Raw genomic sequence first — 24,938 nt, 5'->3', positions numbered from 1 at the left:
TTTAATAAAAATAAAAAAAGAGAACTTCGGTTCTCTTTTTTTTTTTATTTAATAAGGTTATGTTTTGAGCTTTTGACTTTTTATTTTTTATATATAAAGGAAATGTATTGAGATATTAAATGATTTTAACTAAAAAACTAACAATAAAAACAACCAATAAAAACATAACACATTACAAAAATTTAGGTTATGAAATAAAATCTGGTGATATTATAGAAATTATACCTGATGAATTACCTTTTAGTAGTAAAACTATAATTGAAGTTTCTTGTGATATTTGTAATAAAACTCAAAAAATTTCCATTTTTTCTTACAGAAGGAATATTAATAATTATGGTTATTATACTTGTAAAAAATGTTCCGATAACAAGAAAAAAGAAACTTGTATTAAGAAATATGGTGTTGATTCATATACAAAAACGGACGAATATATTTTAAAAACTAAAGAAACAAAAAATAAAAGATATGGTAATGAAAATTTTGTAAATATAGAAAAGCAAAAGGAAACCAATAATAAAAAATATGGTAAAGATTATTATATTCAAACTGATGAATTTAAAAATAAAACATTAGAAACAATGAACAATAAATTTGGAGTTGATTATGCTTTACAATCTGATATAATTTTATCAAAATTAAAAATGACAAATAATAAAAAATATGGTTGTGATTTTGTATTACAATCTGATGAAATAAAAAATAAAATAAAAAACACCAAAAAAGAAAAATATGGTTATGAAAATTATAACAATAGGTTAAAATTTAAAAATACTTGTGTAGAAAGATTTGGTGTAGAAAATCCAATGAAAAATGAAATTATTAAACAAAAATTAATGAATATAATATATGAAAAATATGGTGTTTATTATCCTATGCAATTAGAAGAATTTTATTTAAAGATGATAAAAAATGGTTATAAAATAGAAAAATACGAAAATTCAGATTTATATTATCAAGGAACATATGAAAAAGATTTTTTAGATAAATATTATTCAATAATAAGTATAAAAAGAGGTCCTACAATTAAATATGAGTATAATGGTATAGAACATTATTATTATTCTGATTTTTATTATGAAAAATTAAATTTAATTATAGAAATAAAATCTAAAAAGTGGTATGAAGAACATTTAGAAAAAAACATCATTAAAGAAAAAGCTTGTAGAGAACAAGGGTATAATTATATATTTATTATAGATAAAAATTATACAGTCTTTGATCAATTGATTAAACATGAAATTTATAATAAGAATCATTGTTGGCAATATGATTTAAGATTAAATACCTTAAATGATGATATCGAATATTTGAAAACAAAAAACATAGATATTAATGATATAAATATTAATGATTTTGAATTAAAATATGTTGATAATAATGATAAAGTGACATTAAAAGAAATAACAAAATTTATTAAAAAATATGAATGGTTAGGTAAAATGCCAAATAGACCAACTCATAGATTTATTGCAACATATAAAGGAATAATAGGTGGTGTTATAATTATGTCTATACCTAATTCTTTTTCAAAGTTTTTAGGTGACGATACAAAGGATATAGAAAAATTGATAAGTAGAGGTGCTTGCGCATCTTGGACACCAAAAAATTTAGCATCTAAATTGTTAATGTGGTCAATAAGATGGATGGTTAAAAATACAAATTTCAGGATATTTGAAGCATATTCTGATACAGAAGCAAAAGAAATTGGTACTATTTATCAAGCATGTAATTTTTATTATTTGGGTCAAAAATTTGGTAGTGATAAATTGTATTTTAATTTAAATAATCCAGATATAGGTTGGGTTAATAATAGAAATTATACAAAAATCAAGTATATGCAAAAAATAGCAAAACTAAATAACATAGAATGGAAGGAGAATTGGGGTAAAAAATATAAAATTTTATGGGAGAACATGCCACAAGAGGTATCAACTTTTTTAAAAGAATATTCAAAAAGAGAATTAAATAATTGTCTAGTAAGGAAAACATCAAAAAAACATAAATATGTTTATATATTGGGTAAAAATAAAACAGAAACTAAAAAATTAAGAAAATTATTTTTAGAAAAGAATAAAATATACGATTATATCAAGAGATAAATTTATGAAATTTAATAAAATATAGACAAAAGAGAAAAATACGAAGTTGTATTCACAACAAAAACAAATTATGAAAATTACATTAAAAAATTTAATGAAATAATTGAATTAAGGAAACTAAATTAATGAATTAAATAAAGAAATATTTTATTATAAATAAAAAAAAGAACCAATTGGTTCTTTTTTTATAAAGTTAAATCTGTAATATCAAATTCTTTGTTAATATTACCACATTTCTTACAAGCAAACATAGGCATTGGTATTAACGTATCCTTTGAACTTCCTGTAATAAGTTTTGATATTTTTCTTAATTTAATAACTTCTTCAAATGTATCATGACCACAAGATTCACACTTGATTTCAGTTGCATTCTTCATCATTTCCATTGAAACTCTATGAGGTTGTTGCATATATTTATTATTATTTTTTTTTACATTAGACTATCTTCTAATTCTTTTAATTCTCTTTTCAATTCATCTAATTCATGTGCTTTTTGAATCATCATATTTTTATATTTTTTTCTATCAGCATAAATTTCACCCATAACTTGTGTTACTACTCCAATTTCATTCTTAAATACAGCACCATTTTTTGTAATAATGTCAGTTGGATCTAATTCTATTTGTTGACCGTTAAATAAAGCATAATTTTCATTTATTTTCTGACCCTTATATGAGTCCGCAGATATATTAAATTGTCGCATTGTTGTTGGATATAGTGAAGCAAAGTCAAAACAAGCAGTCCAAGTTGCCATACCTCTGATTGGCTCTTTTACCCAACCACCAATTACAGCAGAACCACCTACACTTTCTTCATTCTTAACCAAAACTATATTCTTTTGTTCTCTTAATTTCTTTCTCAAAATACCTTCAGTGATAGAAAGAGTTGATAATGCTTTTGTTACAGTTGTTCTACTTAATGTTGCAATACCATAAAGAATATCAGCAAGTTTTGATTTTTCGTGTATTAATTGAACAAGAATTGAGTCAACTGCATTATAATACACGAACTTTTTGAAATCTTGTTCATATAATATTTTAAGGTTACCTTCATAATTAACTTTCTTTACTTTAAGAACTTTGTCTGAAACAAAATCCAATCCTAATGATTCTTTTACTTTAATAGATGTGTCCCACTTAGAAAATATTTCCATATAGTCAATAATAATTCTATGTGCTGGCAATTCACAGTAGTTTTTTGGATCATTTTGATTTTCTTCATAAAGAAGACCAGTATATGAAGACATTGATGGATCAATACCTAATTTTCTTGCTCTATTTACTAAAAATACCCAGTCATAGTGTTTGAAATTCCAACCTGTCATAACAGGCATCTTAGGTACAAATACTTTAAAGAAATTTAACAATAATTCATATTCATTTTTATACTGAACATATTTAAACTCCCATTCTCTATCAAAAATACGTCCGTATTCATTATTAATATCGTTTTGGATTGATTTTTGATCTTTTTGTGATAATGGGTCTATTCCAATGACAAGTGCTTTATTTTTGCAAATAATTGAAATTGAAAGAATTTTACTTTCAGCCAAATGAGGTTGAGGTTTCTTATCAAGAATTTCATTTTCAATATCTATAAAGTATATATTTGGTTCGTGATAATCAAATAACATACTTTGTTCTTCTTCTGGTAATGTGTCAAGAAAATCATATATGGAATATTTATTAGGATGTTTTGTGTAAATTTCTTTTACTGGACGTCCATCCCAAGTAACATATTTTCCAGACCTATCGGGATCATCTTGTGATGTAGGTATAAATTTTGTTGGAGTCCAAGGATAATATTTAAGTTTTATTTGACCAGATTTATCAATGTATGAACATATTAAATTATGATTCTTATATTCAAAGTCTACAAGCATTTATATTTTGATTGTTTTTTTTTTTTGGAAATTTTTCCATATATTATATATGAATATAAGGTTTAAGTTTGTAATATTCTTTCTAATTTTTTATCTCTCAAATATCTTTTAGTTGGTCTGAAAAATCCTGGATGCATTTCCAAACAACAAGTATCTATTGGATCATATACATTTAAAGTATAATGCGATCTTTTTTTATATTCTATTATTATAAATTTATGACTTCTATTAATATCAATATTATTTAAGTTTGGATTTTCCCATAATTCTACTTCCATGCCAATTGGATAATATTTGCGTAATATTTTAATTTGCCAATTTAAATCACTGATGTTCCAGTTGATATTATTCATTGTTATATAATTCCAAGATTCTTTTTGCATCAGACTTTAATCAATTAATATGGAGAAATTTAAATATATCATTAAAGAAGTTATAGAAGATATAAATGGTAACAGACTTTATAATGAGGCTCAAAGAACAGAATAGAAAGAACTTTTAAATAACAATTTTCTGATACCATTTTAAAATCTTTTATAATTATTTGCAACTTAAATAAGTTTATTATTTTCCCTATTTTTTATTTCTATGTTTGCAATATCATAATAATATATTTTATTTCCTATATTGTCTAATTTTTCGGTTTCTCTTATTCCATCAAAAGAATATTTTATAATATGTCTATACCAATTTATTTTTCTTTCATCTGTTGTTGATCCAATTGATAATTTTACATTATTTAAATTATTCCTTTTTTAAATTACACTTGTACAACCATTGGATGTTGGAGAAGGTTCTGTCGTATCTTTACTACATGATGTAAGACTAATTGCAAATGCTGCAATTAAGATAAAAATGATTTTTTTCATATAATTTATTTATTTTTTCACACAATGCAAATAACAACGACCATTAGAATTAGTTGTCTTATTTTTACATCTGGTTCCTTTTTTTGTTGTTCCAGTACATTGTCTTAATGTGGAAGAACTACTATTAGTTTTAGTTGAACTGCCATCACAACAATTAGTACCTACTTTCCTATTATGTATTTTACAATAGCAACTGTTTGATTTACTTCTATTACACTTTTGACAAAGTAACTGAATATTTGAAGCATCGTTACTATCACCACAAGAATATGGTGTAATATGATCATATTCCAAACTTTCAGAACTACCACAACATTGGCAAACAATATCTCTTGCATAAACGATTTTTTTTGTCGATTCAGAAATAGTCCTATTCTGAGAATAACTATAAAAATTAAATAGAAGTAACGATAAGATTAAATATAAATATTTCATAGATTTTTTAAAATATATAATAATTTATATAAAAAGTTTTCTATAATTTCCCCAAAACGAAATAAAATATAATTTTACTTGCTAGTCCTTCTTTTGGTTCGGCAACAATGATGTTTTTATTCTTTGTTAAGAATTCTGAAAACTCGAAAAGGAAGAATTTTTCATCACCACTAATAAGATTCTTTGTTGTATGTACCAGAAGGTTTTTCTGGTGATGAGTCTGTCATGCAGATAAACTCTGCAGCCATTTGTATTTGTGTTTTTAAACTTGGTATGTTACTTAATTTTGAAAATGTTGTATAGGCTCCAAGTTTTCTCATACCCATCAACAATTCTTTACCTGCGCCTTGTGAGATAATATAACCATCATCATATAAGTCAGGATTACCTCTTAGTTGTTTATAGAAAACGCCTATTAAAGTTTTATTTTGAATTGCTGCAAGAAAGTGATATTTATTTGATTTGTTTGCGAAATTACATTTACCAGGATCTTCTTTAACTAATTCTACAATTTTACATATATCGTTGCCGTAACCATCTTTAAAATCTACTACTTTATAAACATTATAAACATTAATAAAATCATAATAAGATAGTTCAACTTATCTTTATTTCATTATCTTCATTATTCTCTTTTATGAAATTATTATAATTCTTCATTGATATAAATTTTAATAGCTTTATTTATTGATGAATATTGAAAATTTTCAAATTTATATTTGATTTTTTGATATAATTTTTTTCTTATTCTTGTTTTATTTGCAAAAAATCCATCAAAATATTGTGGTTTATTATCTATCATAATGTATTTAATTGATTTAGATTTATCAATACGTAATGTTTTTTCTTTTATTGGGTAATTAATCTTTAAATAATTTAGTATAATTGATATTTCATCTATTTTTGGTATCCATTCTTTATTCTCATTAACAAATTGATCGAATTTATATATTCTACTTTCATTTATTATTGAATAACTTTCATTTTTCTTAGGTTTTAAATATTTTACTGGTTTAAATAGTTCTTTGTCAGGATAATCTAATTTCTGTACTTTATCCTTATCTCTTTTACTCCACGATGGAGCAAAACTAAACATTTGGTCAAAATCTTCATAAGTATCAAGTTCTTTATGAACTTCTTGATCTAATGGGTTTTGTGTCCAATAATGATTTGCATATTTTTGGTCTGTTAAATCACCAATACATTCTCCAAAATTACCTTGACCAAACCTTGTTATATAATTCCAATCTGGGTTTTTACCAGAATATTGTATTTTGTTTGACATATCATATGCAACATCATCGGTTATATCAGTATCATTTTTAGTATCATAATGATTCTCATAGTCCTTGGTTGTTTTTTCACCGATGTCTCCAACTTCTTGATTCATCATATTTTGAATCATTAATAACTGATATAATGATTGTTTCCTAATAAGACCCATAGAATTACTATTTTTTAATGTACTTCATTAATTTTTTAACTAATTATTTCTTACTTTTTGGTCCTTCAAAATCAGACTGTAACATTTGTGAAAATGTTTTAACACTTGTATTTTTATTTGTTATCTTATTATCACTGGTTTTATCACCTTTACCATCAACTGTTTTATCAGGTGTATTTTCACTTTTACTTATTTTTCCACCTTTTGGTTCTTGTGACAAATCTTCTAATTTATCAATTTTATTATCTTTATAAATTTTTGAATTTTGTTTGGAATCTTTTGTTTCTGAACCTTTTCCATCAATTTTTGGTGCAATAGTATCACTCTTTGTTTTGATTGAAGTACTATCAAAATCATCTGCTAAGTCAGATAATTTTTTAATTTTGACTTCCTTATTATTCTTATCTGAAATTTTTTGGTCTTTTACATCTGTTCCTTTACCATCAAGTTTTGTAGAGTATCCACCACCTTCTTTTGGAGCACCGCCAAGTGATTTGTTATTAGGTCCTTGTATAGAAATATCAACTTTTTTATTAGTTTCTTTTTCTGGTTTATAACCTTTTAATGCTTCTTTCATTGTTATTTTTACCAATCCATATGGTTCAACGATAGAATCAACAATAACATCATTGCCTTCAATTCTATTGATATAACCTTTCACTTTACCTGTATCAATAAAATTTCCAACCAAACCTACCACCATTTCTTTTTTAGCGTTGTATTCTGGTTCGGAAAACCAATTTTTAATAGTTTTCATATTTCTATTAATTTCTACTGGTGTGTCATTTGGACCATTTTCGAACATTTTGTCAAAACTTAAAATATTTTTCATATTATTTGTATTTATTTTTTAATATTTTGGAAATAATCCAAATAAGTTATTTATTTTGTTTTTAAATTATTTAATTTAACTAAATTTACTAAATTGTTTTCCAATTTTTCTAATCTATCTATGATTTCATTAAATATAATATCATGATTTTTTAATACAATTTGAATATCATTTAGAGTTTCTCTAAAGTATTCATGTTCCTTATTATTTTTTACTAATTTTGATGCAATTTTTTGAAAATTTTTACTTAAATCTTGTAGAACATCTTCATTATACTCATTTACCGATTTTTCAAAATTTTCACACATTTTTATAAATTCGTCTTTTTCATTAAATTTTTCAAAATTCATAATTAACATCTCATTTTTCATTTTTACCTTTGTTGGTGCATCTGGTATGTCAATCTTAATCATTTGATCAATGGTAGCAATTTTTCTCTTACCACTTTTATCAGCATCAATAGGATCGTGAATCCATAAAACTTTTGCACAATCTTTTTCTGAATCACTTCTTCTATCTGTGACACCACCTTGTTTTTTTATTTCATCATTTATCCTCTTTAATTGATTTAAAGTGGAATTTCTTAACATTGGCATATTTTTAATTTATTTTTATGGGTTATCTTAGGTTTATTATAACCTTCAACACCAACAGCTTTTAATCGTGAATCTTTTTCTTTTGATTCAACTATAAAGTTCTCAAATGATTTAATATATTTCATGATAGGATATACCATTTTTGAATATATATTAATTATATAAAATGAAAAAAAAAACACTTTACACAGTGTCTTTACCTAATAATTTTTTAACTTTTTTCTGTTATCTGTAATCCAACCAATCCACGTTTCTATGTGCTTTCTAAAATAGTGTGTTGCAACGAAGAATGAAAACAAACATCATTGTAAATCTTCTTCATTTTCTCCTGATATTCCACTTTCTGAATCATTACCTAATATTCGTTTGAGTTTTTCGTTTCGTTGTTTCCTTAATTTTTCTTCTGGACTTTCATATATAAAATCCATATAAAATAACATACCAATTGGTGCTGATAATGGTTGCACAGAAACTAAACCAGGGTTATGACAATCTTTCTTTTCAACTATTATATCTTCATATTCTTCTTTTGATACAACATCTTGAAATTCACTATCACTTAAAATTCTTTTAAGTTTCAGAATTCTTTTTCTTCGCTGTATTCTTTCATCAGATTCATAATCAAATCCCAAAGCAATGGTTCCGGCTGCGATTCTTTTAGCAATAGGTAATAATGATGGAAATGAATTTGTTGTTCCTGTATCTTGAAATATTTGAGCTTGATGCATTTCAGCATATTCTGATAGCCATTCCTTTTTATCTTCATCAACATTAAGTTTGTCCAATATCACACTCCACTTGTCTTGAACCTTTTTCTTTTGATTCTCGTCCATAAATTCGTTCTAATTTTTTGTTTCGCAAGTCCCTCTTCTCTTTTTGCAAACTCTAACAACTCTTTCTTCTTCTGATTCTAAAGAAGAAGTACCAGATCAAGCAAATGTATATGATGTTACACCCATTTGTGTAGGTTGATAAAATGGTTGATAGTAACTAATACCACTTACTATAAAATTACTCATTTTTAAAAATTCTTTTTATTTTCTTTTCACGAAGTTTACGTTTCTTTTCACGTTTTTTTTTCTAAGTTTTTCCTCAGGTGATTCGTAATCATCTGCATATGTAAATCCTGTCACCATTTTATTTATCGGTTGAGCCTATACCACCAGTTCTTTTTTGAGTTTCTGAAACATTGTCGGCTACTAAATAATTTTTGAAATACCTTGAGCAATTCTTTCACCAACCATAATAGATTGTGCTTCATCACTTTCATTTCTCAAACAAATGCCAATATTACCATCATTGTCAGGATTGTTATGATAATCAGAATCGATTATACCAGTACCATTTGCTAACACTAAACCTTTCTTAATACCAATAGAACTTCTAACATATATTTCAAGAACTTCATCTTTCATCATATATGCTTTAACATCTGTCCAAAAAATATGTTTATTTCCTGGTAATATAACTGTTTCTTCTTTTGAATAGAAATCATAACCAGCAGATAATTGACTACCTCTTGTCGGTAGTATCGTTTCTACATTTTGTATTTTTTTTTTTGTGTTTTTCTTCTACTTCTTCAAAACCACGAGTCTTTACAGGTGGTGGAAAATTAAGTATTTCTTGTGTTATTTCTTCTCTTTCTTTTTCTGTTCTAATGTGTTTTTCTTCCATGTATAATTATTTTATTTTTCTGGCAATCCGTTAATTGCTAATTGTAAGTTAACCTGAATGTTAAATCTTTCTCTATTGATGTTACATAACCTTGAACTATATCAAGGTATGGTAACTTTTTTATCTCAAATGGTATTTTCTCTGGATCTATTAAAAACTTTCTTTCAATTTCTTTGTATCGCATAAAATTTTGATTAAGAATGTCTAACACCATAAATTAATTTTACTTCACTTTCATCTACACCAAGTTGTTCAGCGATAAATTTTGATTTTTCTGATAATAACTTCATATCTAATTCGCCAAAATCGCCTTCACATGGGTCATAATTTTCTCCTTCTACATAAAGAGATGCCATCTTTTTTAATGCTTTCGTCTGAAGGTACACCAAGTATAATAAAACTACTTGAACTTTAATTACTTACAAAACCTTGTCTAATTTTCATAAAAAACATTTTCTTTTTTATATTATTAATCATCTGAATTGTTTAATAATCTTTCTAATTTTGATTCTCTTAATACATAATTGTAATCTTTTATAGGTATAAATCTTCTTGGTATTATTTCACAAAAATAATAACCTGGTTTAATTTTCTGTATGGCACAATTGGTGCTCTCAAATTCTTTAACTTTAACTATACAACAAGGAAGTAAATTTTTATATTTTTCAGCTATTATTACAATATTACCTTGCTTCATTTCTTCAATTATCATTTCCATATCTTCGTAGTGTATAAGATTAAATGTTTTAAAAATATCAAGAGCTAAATCTTTTATATTTGTTGGTAACCTATCAAATTCAATTTCCTCAACACCTTTATTAAATAAATCTGGTTGAGGTATTATCTTGTATTTTATAAAATCTATCATTTGATTTGGATAAGACTTAAATAATTGAAATATTTCTTCTTTATCATTAACAATATAATGTTCATTATTTATTGCAATTTTCATTTTTTGAAATTTATCTAGGTGATTCCAAATCTTTTCATAATGTAATGGATTTGTGACTTTTCTTTCACAATATTCATCTAATAAAGAAAATGTTTCAATTTCATCTTCTATTTTAAAATCTTTAATTTTTAATTCCTCTATATATGGCTCAGGATCAAAGATAATATTATGTCTTACTATCTCCCTTTTCATACTATATGTCAATTTATCCCAAAAACTTTGATATTTAAAATCTTTTTTACTACATACTCTTAATTTTTGTAATTCAGAAAGTCTATCAAAAAATTCTTCTACATCAAAATCATCTCTTTCTAATAATATATTTAATTCATCATCGTTTGGTTGTGGTGTATATTTTCGCCAATCAAAATTATTAACATATTGTATTACACTATATTTTTCAACTGTTGTTAATTTAGACCATAATTCTTCATATTTTATATTAAAACTTTGAAGAAGGTATAATTTTTGTTCGGAATCTAATCTATCCCAGACTTTTACATAATCAAAATATGGATTTTTTAATATTTTATCTTGAATATATTCTGGTAGGTCAAAGAAATCTTCTATATCAGAAATATATGTATCATATTCATTTTTAAATTTATCAATCATTATTAGTTATTACTTTTTATGAAAAAAAAACCTCTTAACTTTAGGTGAGGTAAGAGGTTTATTCAGATATGAAAAAGAAAAATTATTCTTGTTCAGGTACAAATCCTTTTACGGGTTGTTCTGGCTCCATAGCGCCAGTCCAGATTCTAAAATCTGTATTCAATCTTTCTTTCAATACATTGTAAGCATTATATAATTTATTTATATCAGCAATTTTTTGTAAAACTGTTGCAAATGTGTAAAATTCTTTATCAAGACCTTTTACTGTATGTTTGCTTAGGAAATGATACAACATAACAACATTCTTAATGTCTATTGTAACAATCATTGAATTAAGATTTTTTGGTAAAGACTTATCAAGTTCTTTCCATTGTTTCAAATATTTTTCATTCAATTCAATGATATTAAAAACTTCATTACCATCATATGTCAATTTTCTAATTGCAGATTCAATGAATTTGTATTCTTCTCTGGTAAAAGTAATATTGAATTGTAATTCGTTTAATATATGACTTATGTTTTTATTAAGAAATGAACCAATAGCAAAGATTTTTGTCTTTTCATCTTCAGTCATGTTCTTAACTTCTTCTTTTTCAATGTTATATTTATTAATAAAAGATTTAACATTATTAAAAGATTTTGTTAATTTTTCTTTATATTTAACATCAACGTATAGGTGTTCTAATTCTTTGATTACATTTTCAGCTTCAAAAGTTTTAGCAATGTTATTTTCTCTTTCGATAAGATTTAACATTTCATAACTTTCATCTAAATTAATTTCATTATCAGATGAAAAATCATGATTTACCAAATTATCAAGTGGATCTATAACATTTTCTGCAGTAATTTTGTTTTCATCCTCAATTACGAAATCGTTTGTATTTGTTATTTCTTGTACATTGTTTTTTAATTCTTCTGGCATATTATTATTTATTATTTTTTTATTTATTATTTTTTATTTATCTTATTTTTAGTATATATTGGTTTAAATAGGTTTCAATACATTATTCTTGGTTTTTTTTCTGATCTTCGTATAATCTTTCTACTTCCACAGCTCTTTGAACTTTGTCATAAGTATATTTTTCAATTATACCTTCTGTTGCATAAAAATTAGCTTTACCTATTTTGAATGTACCTTTATCCAAATCATATTCAATCAAATCAATACATTGGTCAAATAAGATTTTGTTAATATCTTCATCTTCTGTGCTAAATGCATCAAAATATTCTTCGTTTACTTGAACAAGAATATCTTTATTCATAATAACCGAATATTGATCTGGTATTTTTGTTAGTTTTATTAATTGTTTTTGTTTACAATTTGATTGAAAATAAAATTTCAAATCAATGGGAATGTTAAATGTATTTAATCTTTCAATGAAAAATTCAACAATGTCTTTTTCTAATTCTTTAAAATTTTCTTTTGCCATAAATTAAATATTTTTTAGTTTTATTTTTTATATATTAGTTGTTTCATGAAGTTTATAAAAATTACAAAATAAATAAAACAATTGCACCAGCAATTAATAATAATATTAAAGCAATTAAATTTCTTGCAATTTTAACTGTTTTAAGAAATTTAAATTCAACAACAACAAGTATATTAGTTGGACCAATTTGATCAGCTCTCGATAAACCAACAAGTTCCATTAATCCATATTTTTTGAATTGTAAATTTAATTCTTTAATAAATTTTTTTGTTTCATTATCAAAATATTGATAACCATATCTTTTAACATTTTCTTCTATTTCAGGAAGAAGATTAATAACAGTGTAAAATCTATATACACGGTCATAATTCATATCTTTTATTTTGTATGTTGTTTGATATGAATTTTGTAGAAAATAATTTTTTATATCTTTTGTGTGTTTTTTTATTGTTTTAATATATTGAAACAATAATTTCCATTTTTTGAAAAATCCTATAGTTTCCATTCATTTATATAAGGTATTTTCCTTATATATTTAAAAATACTAAATTTGTTTTAAAATAATTTTAGAACCAACTACTAATCATTTCCTTCTACATTTTTACTTTCTAATTTTTCTTGTTTTTCTTCTTCGGTAAATCCAGCCATCTTACTAATATTATTATCGATATTCTTAATGTATTTTAATAGTTCATCTTCAAAGGATTTTGCAGATTCTTCTGGTTTTTTAACAATTGCACCACCATACTCAGTATTCATTGCACTAAAACTACTTGTTTTGCCACCAATAGTATTAGATAATTCATTAAACAATTGACTAACAAAACCACCATCATCCATAATTTCACTTAATGTTTCTGATTTGTCTTCAATAGCACTTAAAACCGATTTTAATTTTGTTTCATCTACAAGTGACATTATATGTAATCCAGCATTTAATCTATTTATAGCATCGATGTTTCCTGCATCTATATCAGATATTTTATCTGCCAGATAATCAATAGCATTAGCTACATCGCTTATACCAGACAAATCAAACCAAGAAATTTCAGACAATTCTTGAAGTGCATCAATTAATGACCACAACGGGTCTATTTTTTCTTGTGTTGGAATAACCTCTATCAATGTTTGTAAAGATTTTGATATTTTTGAAGCAATACCTTCACCTTCAAAAACAGAACCAAATTCTTCATAAGTATCTGACATCCATTCTGTAAAGTGATACATTGTTTTTGCAACATTTATAATTCTATCCATCGCTAGCCAAAAATCATCAATTGTGCCTAATACTATACCAACTTTAGTTATTTCATAAGCACCATTCTTTATAAGATCAATAAACGAACTTACCCATTCTTTATTTGGTAAATTAATTGAATTCATTTCATTAAAAAATTCTGCGGTTTGTAACATTATTTCAATTAATGATTTAACATTAAATATACTATCAAAATCACCATCAACGCTAGCAAAAGCATTTAAAGCAGCAACAATACCTTCTGCCCAATCTGGACTAGGAACTTTTGAATCATCAAAAATTATATCACCTGTAAAAATTTTACCAACTTCAATTAAACCCTCTGACAAACCTTTCATAATAGCAATGGCACCATCATCATCATTTAAATCACTTGCATCTATATCAACACCAGCTTCTTTTAAAGATGCAATAGCTTCAGCAAAGGCTTTTAACGAACCACCAACACCTTCTGCCCAATCTGGACTAGGAACTTTTGAATCATCAAAAATTATATTATTACCTGTAAAAATTCTACCAACTTCAATTAAACCATATGATAAACCTTTCATAATAGCAATGGCACCATCATCATCATTTAAATCACTTGCATCTATATCAACACCAGATTCTTTTAAAGATGCAATAGCTTGGGCAAATGAAGCAATAGAACCACCAACACCTTTTGCCCAGTCTTCAGAAGGATAATTCCCATCAAAACTAACATTTTTATTATTACTAAATATTCTACCTGATTCAATCAATGCTTCAGATGTACTAATTATAAAAGCTTTTAAATCTATTTCACCACCACCTGCAAGTCCTAAAGAGAAGAAACTTATCATATCACTAAGCATTTGTAACTTTGTCAATTCTATCAATACTTCTGAAAATGATTTTATTGATTGACCAACACCTTTTGCCCAATCTTCTGTTGGATAGTTACCACCAAAAACATTTGGTGCAGAATTAAATATTTTTCCAGCAGTTAATAAAGCATTTGAAACTTCTATTATAAATGAAGGTAAATCAATTTCTACTGAACCACCAAAGAAGAAACTTATCATAGATGATAACATTTGAAGTTTTGTCAGTTCTATTAATACTTCAGAAAATGCTCTAATTGATTCACCTACACCTAATGCCCAATCTGGACTAGGATAATTACCCCACTTACCTTTTGATAATATCTTATCGGCTTCAACTATAGCTTCTGCAATTAACAAAATACCAGCTATACCTGCAGATAACATAGCTAAACCAAATCCAAATGTTCCAAAAATAAATGCGCCAAGAACTATCATTGGTGTTCCAAATATAAGCATAGATAGACCTACACCTAATGCCCAATCTGGTGGTGGATATGTTGAATAATTACCAGCACCTACAATCCAAGATGTTAAAACAATAGCGGTTGCAATAAGTGGAATACCAAGTAAACCAGCGGTTAATGCAAGATAACCTACTCCACTTGAAACTAAAATACCTATAAAAGCAACAGGCATTGTAAAAAGTATCAAAGACAAACCTACACCAAATGACCAACCAGCATCTGGATAAGCACCATAATTACCAAAAGATAAAATCCAAGAAGCGGCAACAATAGCCATTGATATTAATGTAATAGCTAAAACACCAATTGCTAAGTCTTTTATCTTTTCTGGTTTTGTTAAACCAACCTCATTTAACAACATTATAGTTGGAACCATAGCCAATGTAGCAATTCCAATTGCTATACCAGCCAACAACACATCAAAAAATGGAACAGGTTGAACAAATTGTAAAATATATGATGCGGCAACGATTCCAGCGGCTATTATAGGTATGGCTAAACCTGCAAACATAACATCTTTCATAGATGCGTTTTTCAAACCTTTAATCATATAACCTATACCCAATACAATAGGTAACATAGCAACTGAAACCATTAAAGCACTTAATGCTTGTTTAAAAGTAACTTCTGGCATATATTGTAGTGCATAACCAGCACCTACGATACCTAAAGCAATAGCAGGTAATAACAATGGTACTAATGCGGCTTTTGCCATATCTTTAAAGCTGACTTTATCAATACCTTTCATTATTAAAAATGTTGCTAAACCCATTGTAGCACCAACAAAAACAATGGTTATTAATTCTTTAATATTAAGAATAGGTATTTGTTTTAAGATTAAACCTGATACTAATATTGCACCAGACATTAATACCAATACTGCAGCACCCATCACAAGCTGCTTCCATCCAAGCGGTTTACCTTTATCATCTTTTAATACAGCAACTTTGGCAAAAGCCATGGCTACAAACATTATACCCATTCCAAGAGCCACAACAGAAAGAAAATCAACCGCACCAACTATTTTGAAAGCCATACCTATAGCAAGTACACCAGAAGCAATGAGAATAATTGTTTTAACACCATCTATAATTTTATCTTTATTCTTTTTATCAGAAACATCACCAAACATACCTGTTTCTTTCTGTTTCTTTTGGTCTTTAATAGCTTTTAATATTTTTTCTGTATTCTTATTAATTTCGACGGTATTTTCTTTTACTTCCTCAATATTTTTAGCCAAATTTGAAATTGCTTCAGCATCAAGATTTTCCAATAATTGATTAACAACTTCTGTAGGACCAATTTTTTGTTGTTCCTTCAAAAGTGTAACCAAATCTTCTAAAGCAGATGTGAAATTAGTAAGTTTGTCAATAAAATCTTGTTCTTTTGCCATTATTTATTAGTATTTTCTAATTTTTGTTGTCTTTCTGTTGATTTTAAAATTAAATCATCAAATTTTTTCAATTCTTCCACAAGATCAGTTAAACTATCTTGTAGTGATTGTACTTTTTTATTTAAATCTGCTTGCATTTTTGCATCTCTAGTTTCTTTTGCCTGACTACTAAATAACTCAATTTTTTTATTTATTTCTTCAATTCTATTATTGACTGTAATCTTTTGATTTTCATAATTTTCTATCTCCTTCTTGATATCAGCTATTATTGCGTCATTTGGCTTTTCTTCAAATTTCATCTTATCAAGTGTTTCTTTACCTTTTGGTGTTTTAGCTTGTTGTGCTGCGACTTTATTAGTAATGTCTTGTTTTACCTGCTCTAAATCTTCTTCATTGATTTTCTGAACAAATTTTAAATAATTTTTCATAACTATAACAGAATTTTATTTATATATAAAATATGTGGTACTTGAAAAAATGTTAATTTTTAATATAAAACATTTTTTAAGATTTTAACGTATAATATATTAAAAACTAATATTTTAAAAGATTGATAATCAATATCATTTTTTAAATTAAATAAAAATAGTATCTTTGTGTATGAAAGAAAAGAAAACATTATCAGATTATATTTTTTCAAAGAAAACACTAGATGAACAACTGTTAGCTTTTGAAAGAATGTGTTATGAACCTTTCTATCAAAAAGTAGTTGAAGGATTTATATATGAATCAGAAGATTTATATAATGCTATGGAATTCTTTGAAAGAGTGAATGAAACAAAAAAGTCTGATTTTCTTGCTTCTATAATAGACAAATATTATGAAGGTTACATTCAAAAGAAAATGAATGAGTTAATAAAAGAAGAAAAATATGAAGAATGTAACAGAATTAAAAGATTTATAAAATATTGATATACATTAAAATTTTTATAAATTATTTTTTATTTTGATTATTTTGCTGTATCTTTGTATAAATAATAAAAACATATAAAACTAAGAAAAAATGAAAGAAATATTCAACAACATAAAAAGAAAACTTGAACAGGGTGATATAAATACTGCATATGACAGATTTTTAAAAGTTTGTAATACTTTATATTACAATAAATTGATGGATGGTTTCATCTTTGAAAAAGAAGAAATTGCAGAATGTTTAGATTATTTCATAGAAATTAATGATTCTGAAAAAATTTCAAAAATAATTGAATTACTTGATAAATATTATAATGGTTACGTCACTGAAATTTTTGAAGGTTATTTAAAATCAGAAAAGTACGAAATGTGTGCTAAAATGAAAAAATTTTTAAAATAATATCTTTCAATATAATGAAATAAAAACCGCTCATTGAGCGGTTTTTTTATTCTATGTTATTTATATTGTTTTTATTTCTATGTTGTTTTAGTTTGTATTGGTATTTGTGTTTTAGTTTGTTGTGTTGTTTGTTGAGCTGGTTGTGTTGGTGTTTGTTGATTTTTAGGTGTTTGTTGATTTTCAGGTGTTTGTTGATTTTTAGGTGTTTGTTGATTTTTAGGTGTTTGTTGATTTTTAGGTGTTTGTTGATTTTTAGGTGTTTGTGTTGGTATTTGTTGAGTTTGTGTTTGTTGATTTGATATTGTCTCTTCTTTACCAGATGCTAACGCCTTTGGTTCTTTTTTATCATTTAAAGATTTTGCCTCACTATTAGCTATTTCTATTCTTTTATTAACCTCTGACATACAAAATTTTGTATTTTTAGCAATAATTGCTAAAATAGATGTCATATCAACACATTTTACAGGTGTTTCTTGCGATTCGTTTATTTTTGTAAATTTTTGCATAACTAAATATTTATATTTTATTAAATGTGGAATATATATGATTTAAGACATCATCTTTTAACATTTTAGTTGTCTTATCATCTCTTAATATATCCATTTTACTTGTTATCCAGTAATCTTTATCATTAATTTTAAATGTATCTTCAAATAAAAAATTAAATTGATATTGACTATAATTAGTGTCATTCAAATTTTTATAATCTTCATAATCTACAACTTTCCAATTTTTACTGTCAATTTTACATATCCAAGTTGATTTAGTAATATATTTATCATCACCGATAACATTTATTTGGAACATTTTTTTTGGACCAGAATGTGGATTATCCTTAAAAATAAAAAATGTTCCTAATTTATCAGTACCATTAACATATCCTGTTTTTTTAACAAATAAATTATATTTTGTTGGTCTAAATGCATCATATAAATCTTTAAAAAATGATAATTCTGCATTATCTGTTATTTTCTTAGAATACAAATCATAACCACTATAATTATATTTTTGTATAATTTGTTTTATTTTTTTTGGATCAGTTTCTTTTGCAATTTCACTTTGTATTTTATTAAAATCATATATACCAATATATTTAAATATATGCAGATTTGATTTTTCTAATTTTTGAACTACTAAAACATAATTTTTATCAGATTTTTTAGGTTTAAATGATATTAGTCCATACTGTTGGTCACTTAATGACTGACTTACCAATTTCATTTTATTATCTAATTCTGGATTTTTATTTAAATATCTACTATTACTGCTAAGATTTGAATGTTTGTTACTATCTGCAACACTATATTGTGACCATGTTGTTCTGAATTTTTCATCAGAATTCATCAATGCGATAGGATCTAAAGATTCTGGGAAATTATTAGTTTCACTAAAAAATGGAGAAAATGCAGATTTCGACTTTGAAATAAGTTTTAACCAAGTATTTTTTAATTTGGCAGCATCTGTATGTGTGGTTGTGAAATTAACTCTTGAATAATGATTATTATTTTGATCTTTGTATTTTTCACGGTCATAAATCCAAGCAGCTCTTAAAGCAATTTCTTTTAATGCTTCTTTATTAACATTATCTATAGCAGATTTTCTCAATTCAGGATTTTCATCAAATTTTTTAGCCAAATCATTTGGATCTATCTTATTAATATCAATGTCATAATATTTTGATAATTGTTCTTTATAATTTTCTAATTTTTTCCTGTCTTTACCTGTAAATAAATTTTTCACTTTACTTTGGCTAAATTGTTTTGATTGATTCATACCAACCTTTTCATTTGTTTCATATTCCTTTTCGAAATTATAAAAAGCATTTTCTATTAACAACTCATCATAATTACTATTTAAGGCTTCATTTATTGTTGATACAAGATTTTTAAAGGCTGTATAATCATTAAATCTTTGTTCATCTGTATAATTTTTCCTTGTGTCTGGGTGTAAAGATTTAGAAGCTCTTTTGTACGATTTTTTTAATTTTTCTTTTCGTTCATCATCTTTTAACTTATTATACGTTTCTTTGTATATTGATGATATTTCTTTAAAATAATTATCTGATTCTTCAAGTGAAATTTTACCAGCTTTATTTATAATTTGTTCTATCTCTTCGTCATTTAGTTCTTTTTTCTTTTTCTTTTCTTCATCAATGGTTTCTGCTTTATTCTTCAATTCCTCTGATAAAGATTTTAATAATTCTGCATATTTTTTATAATTTTCTGGATTTTCCTTATAAATAGCAATTTTATCAGATGGTTGTGCAATGTTAGATACAATTGACAACATATTACCAATTTGTTCTGATTCTTTTTGCAATGCTTTGCTTATACGAATCATTAAAGCATAATCATTTTCTTTTGCACATTCTTTTTTGAATTCACCAACAAATTTTTGTATCATTTGAATTTGTTTATTGTAATCCAATTCTTTCATCACTTCATATTTAGCTATTTCTTTATTTTCTTCTGGTTTAGGTTCTTCAACTTTTTGTGGTGATGTAGCCAATACTTCTGATATTTCAACTTTAGCTTTTATTTTTGTTGTACCATTTTCGGCTGTTACATCTATTTCAAAATTTTCTTTTAAATCTTCTATAAATTCAGGATTATTTTGATTTTCATAAACCCAAGTAGAATTTTCATCTGTTGTGATTTTTGCTTTAAAATCATCAATACTATTTTTTGGAATTTCAAATTTATATGTCATTGTTTCACCGTTTGATGACGGTAGTTCAGAAACATTTATAATATAATTATCATCATTTTTATTAATTAATATAATGTTTATATCTGCTAATTGAGATTTATCTGATTTTACCTCAACACCATTTTTAGCAACTGCAATTATAATACCTTTCAAATATTGGTCATCTAATTCACTTTTTAATTTCTTTAATATTCCTATGTAAATATTTTTCGTTACAAAACTAAAAAATTTATTAACAGCACGACCTACTAGACAATCACTCCAACCTATTCTATTACTAAAATCCATATTTTCATTCATAGATTTTAATTCTTTTAATTGTCTAAATTCTTTCTGTCCTAAGATATTTTTCATCTTATTTAATGTTATTTTTTAAATTTGAAATTTAAACCATCGTATGTGTGTTTTTCAACACCAATTCTAAAATAGTTTTCTTCAAAACATAGTAGCATAATATCACTCACTTCAGAATCAAATACAATCGAGCCATTTATTTTAAGTATAAATGGTTTATTTTCTTTTAACATAGATGTATATATTTCTTTCTTGGATGGAAGTTTTTGATTAGGTGTTTCGACCATTTTTTCTACCTTTTTCTCAACCTTTTCATCTTTCTTATTTTTAGTAGATTTATTGTTTTTATTCAAAGGTTCCGAAGTAGATATATCAGACATCATTTTACCTTCACCTTTATATTTATATTTTTCGGTTAACTTTTCAGATTTTTGTTCTTTTTTAATAGCCATAATAAATTATTATTTTTAGGTATATATAAATATATAATATCTCAATCATATATATTAATTTCATAAACAAAATTTTTAATATATAAGTATGAAAAGTTATGTACTTATTTAATATATAATATATATGAAATTACTCAAATTTAACAAATACAGTTTTTTGAAAGAAGCATATTCCGACTGGAATCAGTTTGCTCAACAAGGTATAACACCTTCATCTCTTGGTTTTCCTGGTTATGGATTTGCTATTGACAATTCTTTAAGTATATACGGTCAAACTGATAGTCCATATTATGACCAATATTACAGAACACCAATGATGGTTAATAATTTATTAGGTGTTGTAAAACAAGTATACAAAGATGTAACAAACAATTATGGTAATATTAAATACGACCAATTCTTAGAAGATGTGGATAAATATACTGACCTTAAAATTTTGAGAATAAATGTAAATGCTAATCAAAATATAGATATTTATATTTCATTTTTCTTTGGTGAAGAAGAATTCTTTGGTGTATTTAAAAATTTCAATTGGATAAATAAGGATTATCTTAAAACAGACTTATTTACAGACAATAGGTATAGATATATTGACAATGAGTACAGATTAAAACTCGATAATCATTTAAGAAAGATATTGGAAAAATGGTTTAAACCAGCAAAAGGTTGGTATGTTTGTTTAGCTGATAAAGTTTCTTGTAAAAATAATATGGGTAATATAGTAAATATTCCAAAAAATTCTAAAATACAAGTTAAATTTGCTAATAGTGATAAAAATAACCCATTTATACAATTTATTTATAAGGGGGAACCATATAAAATAGATAAAAACAATTATTTTTTCTTTAATTATTGGTTTGAAAAAACAGATGAACCACAAAAATAAAAAACCTCTTAACAAGAGAGGTTTTCTTTTAAATATCATTTTATATATTCTGAAAAATAATCATTCAATACTTTTGAACTTATTATACCATAAATACCATAATCATCATTTATTTCTGCTTTATCATCTATCATTTCTCTAAGTATTGACCACAAATCACCATATTTTTCTTCTTCCCAATCAATTTCACCTTGATAACTATAATCATATTCCAGAAAATCAACCATTCTTGACCAATCACACAAATCATCAGCTTTAAATCTAAATACTTCTTTATAATATGTCTTACCATTTATCTCACTTTTTATACTTTCTCTCTTGAACTCACCCAACAAATAAATTACTTCTTTTATTGCTTTTTTATAATACTCATTTTTATCAGCTGTTCTTTGTGCCGAAATCAATGATCTATTCATATCTTTATATAGTTCGTATAAATCATTGTCTTTATTATTGTCTATCAATATACTAATCTCATAATGGTAATTATTATATACAAAAAAATAATCTTTCTTTTCTTCAATCCATTGAAACATTTCTTTTGTTGGTTTTAAATTAAAAAACCAGAATTGTTTATCTATTCTATAATTTTTGTATTGCAATGATTTACCATATTCTAATATTTTTTGGATAACTTTTTCTTTATTTTCTTTTGTTAAATAATCCCAGACATGTTCGGAACTATCCATATCAATAATAACCCCATTCAAAAGGACATCATCAAATAATATCGGTTGGACATCATCAAATAATATCGATTTAACACTATCATCCATAAAATGGCTCAAATCATCTTCATCACCATCAATATAACCAACACCATCAATAATTTCAATCTCATTAAATTTTTTGGCTAATTGTTCAATTGATATTAACCCTTCATTATATAATTTTATATTAGTTAAATCACTCCAATCTTTTGGTGAAAATTTTGATATCTTTAACATTTCTTTCAATTCATCTTTAGTAAAAAGATCAGTATCTAACATATCCATAATTATATTTATATTAACATCTTTACTATTAATTAACACATCTTTAATATCTTCTTTATCCAAATAATTTTTCTGTATTAAACCTTTACACATTTTATGATCATAATTTATTGAATTATAAATTAAATTGGGATTATATTTATATACTTTATTAAATGTTTCTTTATCAAAATCACTTAAATTAAAATCTTCTTCTTTATTCCATTCATATCCAAAATATTTTGGCTTTAATATAGGATCTACCAATAGTCTATAAATATATGGGTGATATTTATCAATAGGTTTTCGATTATTTTTACCTTTCATTTGATAGATAACACCATTTTTTGTATCGTATGCGACTGTAATATGTGGTGATTTGTTTTTATCTCTTAATGAAAATAAGGTATCTCCTTCATTAGTTTTACCACAATGACCCATTGCTTTAGCTTCATCTTCAGAATATGTTGTTTGTAAATCTATCCAATAATAACCATCATCAAATTCAATAAAAACTTTGCCCGTTTCATCGGTTATTTTACCTGTCGCTGTCAATGAATTATGCCATTCTTCTGATTTCTTATATGCACTTTCTAAATTTAATTCTGATAAATTTATTTTTTCTGTTCTTATTGGTGATTTTAACCAGTCTAAAATATAATTAATTTTTTCATTTAAAAATTTAGGAAAATTATCAATAATTTGTTTTAATATATTATCTAATTCATTTATTTTTTTAGATAATTCCTTATTTTCACCCTTTAAATATAATTCTACTTCTTGTTTATTCACGTTTACCTTATTTCTAACTTTTACGGTTTTTATCAAATCATCTACAACATAATTTTTGATCTGATTAGCAACCCATATTGCATATTTTAATCCTTCGGTAGTTTTTCTGTTGTTAGTACATTTGTCTATTGCCCAATTATAAATTTCAGGTATATTGACAAATTTTTTAATTTTTGCAATAACCTTTTCAATTTTCTTTTCAGATTGTTTACTTTCAAGAATTTTTAAATATGAATTATAACTATATAACATTAATATATTTCTTTTATATATTTTTTTAAATTTATTTTGAGTTTCTTGACTTAATTCATGCCAAGGTTTATATACATCTTTACCTTTGTATTCTTTTTTACAATCTTTAATGTCAAAATATTCTACAAAATGATCTAAATCTTCTTCATCAATATCATTATATATAATTTCATATCTTCCTTGCTCAATCTCTTCATCATCATAGTCTCTAAAATCAAACGGTATACCAATTTCATCTCCGAGTTCATCAAAAAAGTCTTGGTCTTCTCTTGGGTCATATTCAAAAATACTAGAAATTTTATTTTTCTTATATTTTACAATATCTTCCAATTCTTTGGTATCTCCTTTAAAAACATTATTTAAATAATTTCTTTCTGAAGGTGTTAATGATTTCATACCAGTTTTTGAAATTTTATCCAGTATATCATCTATTAATTTGCTTTCATATGATTTTAAGTATTTCATATTTTTATATT

At 25.2% G+C, this 24,938-nt stretch carries 25 protein-coding genes and 2 pseudogenes; 4 read left to right on the top strand and 23 right to left on the bottom strand.

Annotation, left to right across the window (positions count from 1 at the left end; genetic code table 11):
* Window positions 1–119: 119 nt before the first annotated feature.
* A complete protein-coding gene (locus tag HPY57_13525; GenBank protein ID NPV12800.1) occupies window positions 120–2,099 on the top strand; it encodes a hypothetical protein in 1,980 nt (659 codons plus the stop codon).
* Between the two features lie 185 nt (window positions 2,100–2,284).
* Here the strand turns inward: HPY57_13525 and HPY57_13520 are convergent, their stop codons facing one another.
* The 19 genes and pseudogenes from HPY57_13520 to HPY57_13430 form a co-directional block, all read right to left on the bottom strand.
* On the bottom strand, window positions 2,285–2,509 hold the full coding sequence (locus tag HPY57_13520) for a hypothetical protein (protein ID NPV12799.1): 225 nt from the start codon (window positions 2,507–2,509) through the stop codon (window positions 2,285–2,287).
* 20 nt (window positions 2,510–2,529) lie between these two features.
* Complete coding sequence (locus HPY57_13515; protein NPV12798.1) at window positions 2,530–3,981, bottom strand: hypothetical protein; 1,452 nt, start codon at window positions 3,979–3,981, stop codon at window positions 2,530–2,532.
* Window positions 3,982–4,043: 62 nt separating this feature from the next.
* A complete protein-coding gene (locus HPY57_13510; protein ID NPV12797.1) occupies window positions 4,044–4,364 on the bottom strand; it encodes a hypothetical protein in 321 nt (106 codons plus the stop codon).
* Between the two features lie 681 nt (window positions 4,365–5,045).
* Window positions 5,046–5,285: pseudogene (locus HPY57_13505) on the bottom strand (HNH endonuclease).
* Window positions 5,286–5,455: 170 nt separating this feature from the next.
* Complete coding sequence (locus HPY57_13500) at window positions 5,456–5,614, bottom strand: hypothetical protein (GenBank protein NPV12796.1); 159 nt, start codon at window positions 5,612–5,614, stop codon at window positions 5,456–5,458.
* A 317-nt stretch (window positions 5,615–5,931) separates the two neighbouring features.
* Entirely contained in the window at window positions 5,932–6,729 is a 798-nt protein-coding gene (locus HPY57_13495; GenBank protein ID NPV12795.1) for a hypothetical protein, read from the bottom strand.
* A 43-nt stretch (window positions 6,730–6,772) separates the two neighbouring features.
* Complete coding sequence (locus HPY57_13490; protein ID NPV12794.1) at window positions 6,773–7,561, bottom strand: hypothetical protein; 789 nt, start codon at window positions 7,559–7,561, stop codon at window positions 6,773–6,775.
* A 50-nt stretch (window positions 7,562–7,611) separates the two neighbouring features.
* Window positions 7,612–8,157 carry a hypothetical protein gene (locus tag HPY57_13485; protein ID NPV12793.1) on the bottom strand — a complete coding sequence of 182 codons (546 nt, stop codon included), beginning with the start codon at window positions 8,155–8,157 and terminating at the stop codon, window positions 7,612–7,614.
* Between the two features lie 302 nt (window positions 8,158–8,459).
* Complete coding sequence (locus HPY57_13480) at window positions 8,460–8,990, bottom strand: hypothetical protein (GenBank protein NPV12792.1); 531 nt, start codon at window positions 8,988–8,990, stop codon at window positions 8,460–8,462.
* 304 nt (window positions 8,991–9,294) lie between these two features.
* Window positions 9,295–9,707, bottom strand: a pseudogene (locus tag HPY57_13475) (dUTPase).
* Entirely contained in the window at window positions 9,670–9,831 is a 162-nt protein-coding gene (locus HPY57_13470; GenBank protein ID NPV12791.1) for a hypothetical protein, read from the bottom strand. Before HPY57_13470 ends, HPY57_13475 begins: the two are co-directional and overlap by 38 nt.
* A 37-nt stretch (window positions 9,832–9,868) precedes the next feature.
* Entirely contained in the window at window positions 9,869–10,015 is a 147-nt protein-coding gene (locus HPY57_13465) for a hypothetical protein (protein NPV12790.1), read from the bottom strand.
* Window positions 10,016–10,025: 10 nt separating this feature from the next.
* Window positions 10,026–10,187: a hypothetical protein gene (locus HPY57_13460; GenBank protein ID NPV12789.1), complete on the bottom strand. Its 162-nt coding sequence runs from the start codon at window positions 10,185–10,187 to the stop codon at window positions 10,026–10,028.
* Between the two features lie 113 nt (window positions 10,188–10,300).
* Complete coding sequence (locus tag HPY57_13455) at window positions 10,301–11,398, bottom strand: hypothetical protein (protein NPV12788.1); 1,098 nt, start codon at window positions 11,396–11,398, stop codon at window positions 10,301–10,303.
* A gap of 82 nt (window positions 11,399–11,480) precedes the next feature.
* Window positions 11,481–12,320 carry a hypothetical protein gene (locus tag HPY57_13450; protein NPV12787.1) on the bottom strand — a complete coding sequence of 280 codons (840 nt, stop codon included), beginning with the start codon at window positions 12,318–12,320 and terminating at the stop codon, window positions 11,481–11,483.
* 82 nt (window positions 12,321–12,402) lie between these two features.
* Window positions 12,403–12,828 (bottom strand): hypothetical protein, encoded by a 426-nt coding sequence (locus HPY57_13445; GenBank protein NPV12786.1) that lies wholly within the window; start codon window positions 12,826–12,828, stop codon window positions 12,403–12,405.
* 61 nt (window positions 12,829–12,889) lie between these two features.
* Window positions 12,890–13,333 (bottom strand): hypothetical protein, encoded by a 444-nt coding sequence (locus HPY57_13440; protein NPV12785.1) that lies wholly within the window; start codon window positions 13,331–13,333, stop codon window positions 12,890–12,892.
* A 74-nt stretch (window positions 13,334–13,407) separates the two neighbouring features.
* Window positions 13,408–16,791 (bottom strand): hypothetical protein, encoded by a 3,384-nt coding sequence (locus tag HPY57_13435; GenBank protein NPV12784.1) that lies wholly within the window; start codon window positions 16,789–16,791, stop codon window positions 13,408–13,410.
* Window positions 16,791–17,219: a hypothetical protein gene (locus HPY57_13430; GenBank protein NPV12783.1), complete on the bottom strand. Its 429-nt coding sequence runs from the start codon at window positions 17,217–17,219 to the stop codon at window positions 16,791–16,793. The genes HPY57_13435 and HPY57_13430 overlap by 1 nt, the downstream gene beginning before the upstream one ends.
* Before the next feature lie 172 nt (window positions 17,220–17,391).
* On the opposite strand from HPY57_13430, the gene HPY57_13425 reads away from it, so the two are divergent.
* Both HPY57_13425 and HPY57_13420 read left to right on the top strand, forming a co-directional pair.
* A complete protein-coding gene (locus tag HPY57_13425) occupies window positions 17,392–17,703 on the top strand; it encodes a hypothetical protein (protein ID NPV12782.1) in 312 nt (103 codons plus the stop codon).
* A gap of 91 nt (window positions 17,704–17,794) precedes the next feature.
* Window positions 17,795–18,103: a hypothetical protein gene (locus HPY57_13420; protein ID NPV12781.1), complete on the top strand. Its 309-nt coding sequence runs from the start codon at window positions 17,795–17,797 to the stop codon at window positions 18,101–18,103.
* Between the two features lie 77 nt (window positions 18,104–18,180).
* On the opposite strand, the gene HPY57_13415 is transcribed toward HPY57_13420, so the two are convergent.
* From HPY57_13415 to HPY57_13405, 3 genes are read right to left on the bottom strand one after another with little or no spacing between them, the layout of a single operon-like run.
* The gene (locus HPY57_13415; GenBank protein ID NPV12780.1) at window positions 18,181–18,609 is read right to left on the bottom strand and encodes a hypothetical protein; all 429 of its coding nucleotides are present in this window, start codon (window positions 18,607–18,609) and stop codon (window positions 18,181–18,183) included.
* Between the two features lie 10 nt (window positions 18,610–18,619).
* Window positions 18,620–21,166 carry a hypothetical protein gene (locus HPY57_13410; protein NPV12779.1) on the bottom strand — a complete coding sequence of 849 codons (2,547 nt, stop codon included), beginning with the start codon at window positions 21,164–21,166 and terminating at the stop codon, window positions 18,620–18,622.
* An 11-nt stretch (window positions 21,167–21,177) separates the two neighbouring features.
* Window positions 21,178–21,558: a hypothetical protein gene (locus tag HPY57_13405; GenBank protein NPV12778.1), complete on the bottom strand. Its 381-nt coding sequence runs from the start codon at window positions 21,556–21,558 to the stop codon at window positions 21,178–21,180.
* A 124-nt stretch (window positions 21,559–21,682) separates the two neighbouring features.
* Between HPY57_13405 and HPY57_13400 the strand changes: the two genes are divergently transcribed.
* A complete protein-coding gene (locus HPY57_13400) occupies window positions 21,683–22,444 on the top strand; it encodes a hypothetical protein (protein ID NPV12777.1) in 762 nt (253 codons plus the stop codon).
* 35 nt (window positions 22,445–22,479) lie between these two features.
* Here the strand turns inward: HPY57_13400 and HPY57_13395 are convergent, their stop codons facing one another.
* Complete coding sequence (locus HPY57_13395) at window positions 22,480–24,927, bottom strand: hypothetical protein (protein NPV12776.1); 2,448 nt, start codon at window positions 24,925–24,927, stop codon at window positions 22,480–22,482.
* Window positions 24,928–24,938 lie beyond the last annotated feature (11 nt).

Source organism: Ignavibacteria bacterium, from assembly GCA_013177855.1.
GTDB lineage: Bacteria > Bacteroidota > Ignavibacteria > Ch128b > Ch128b > Ch128b.
This window is presented reverse-complemented; position numbering and strand designations above follow the sequence as displayed.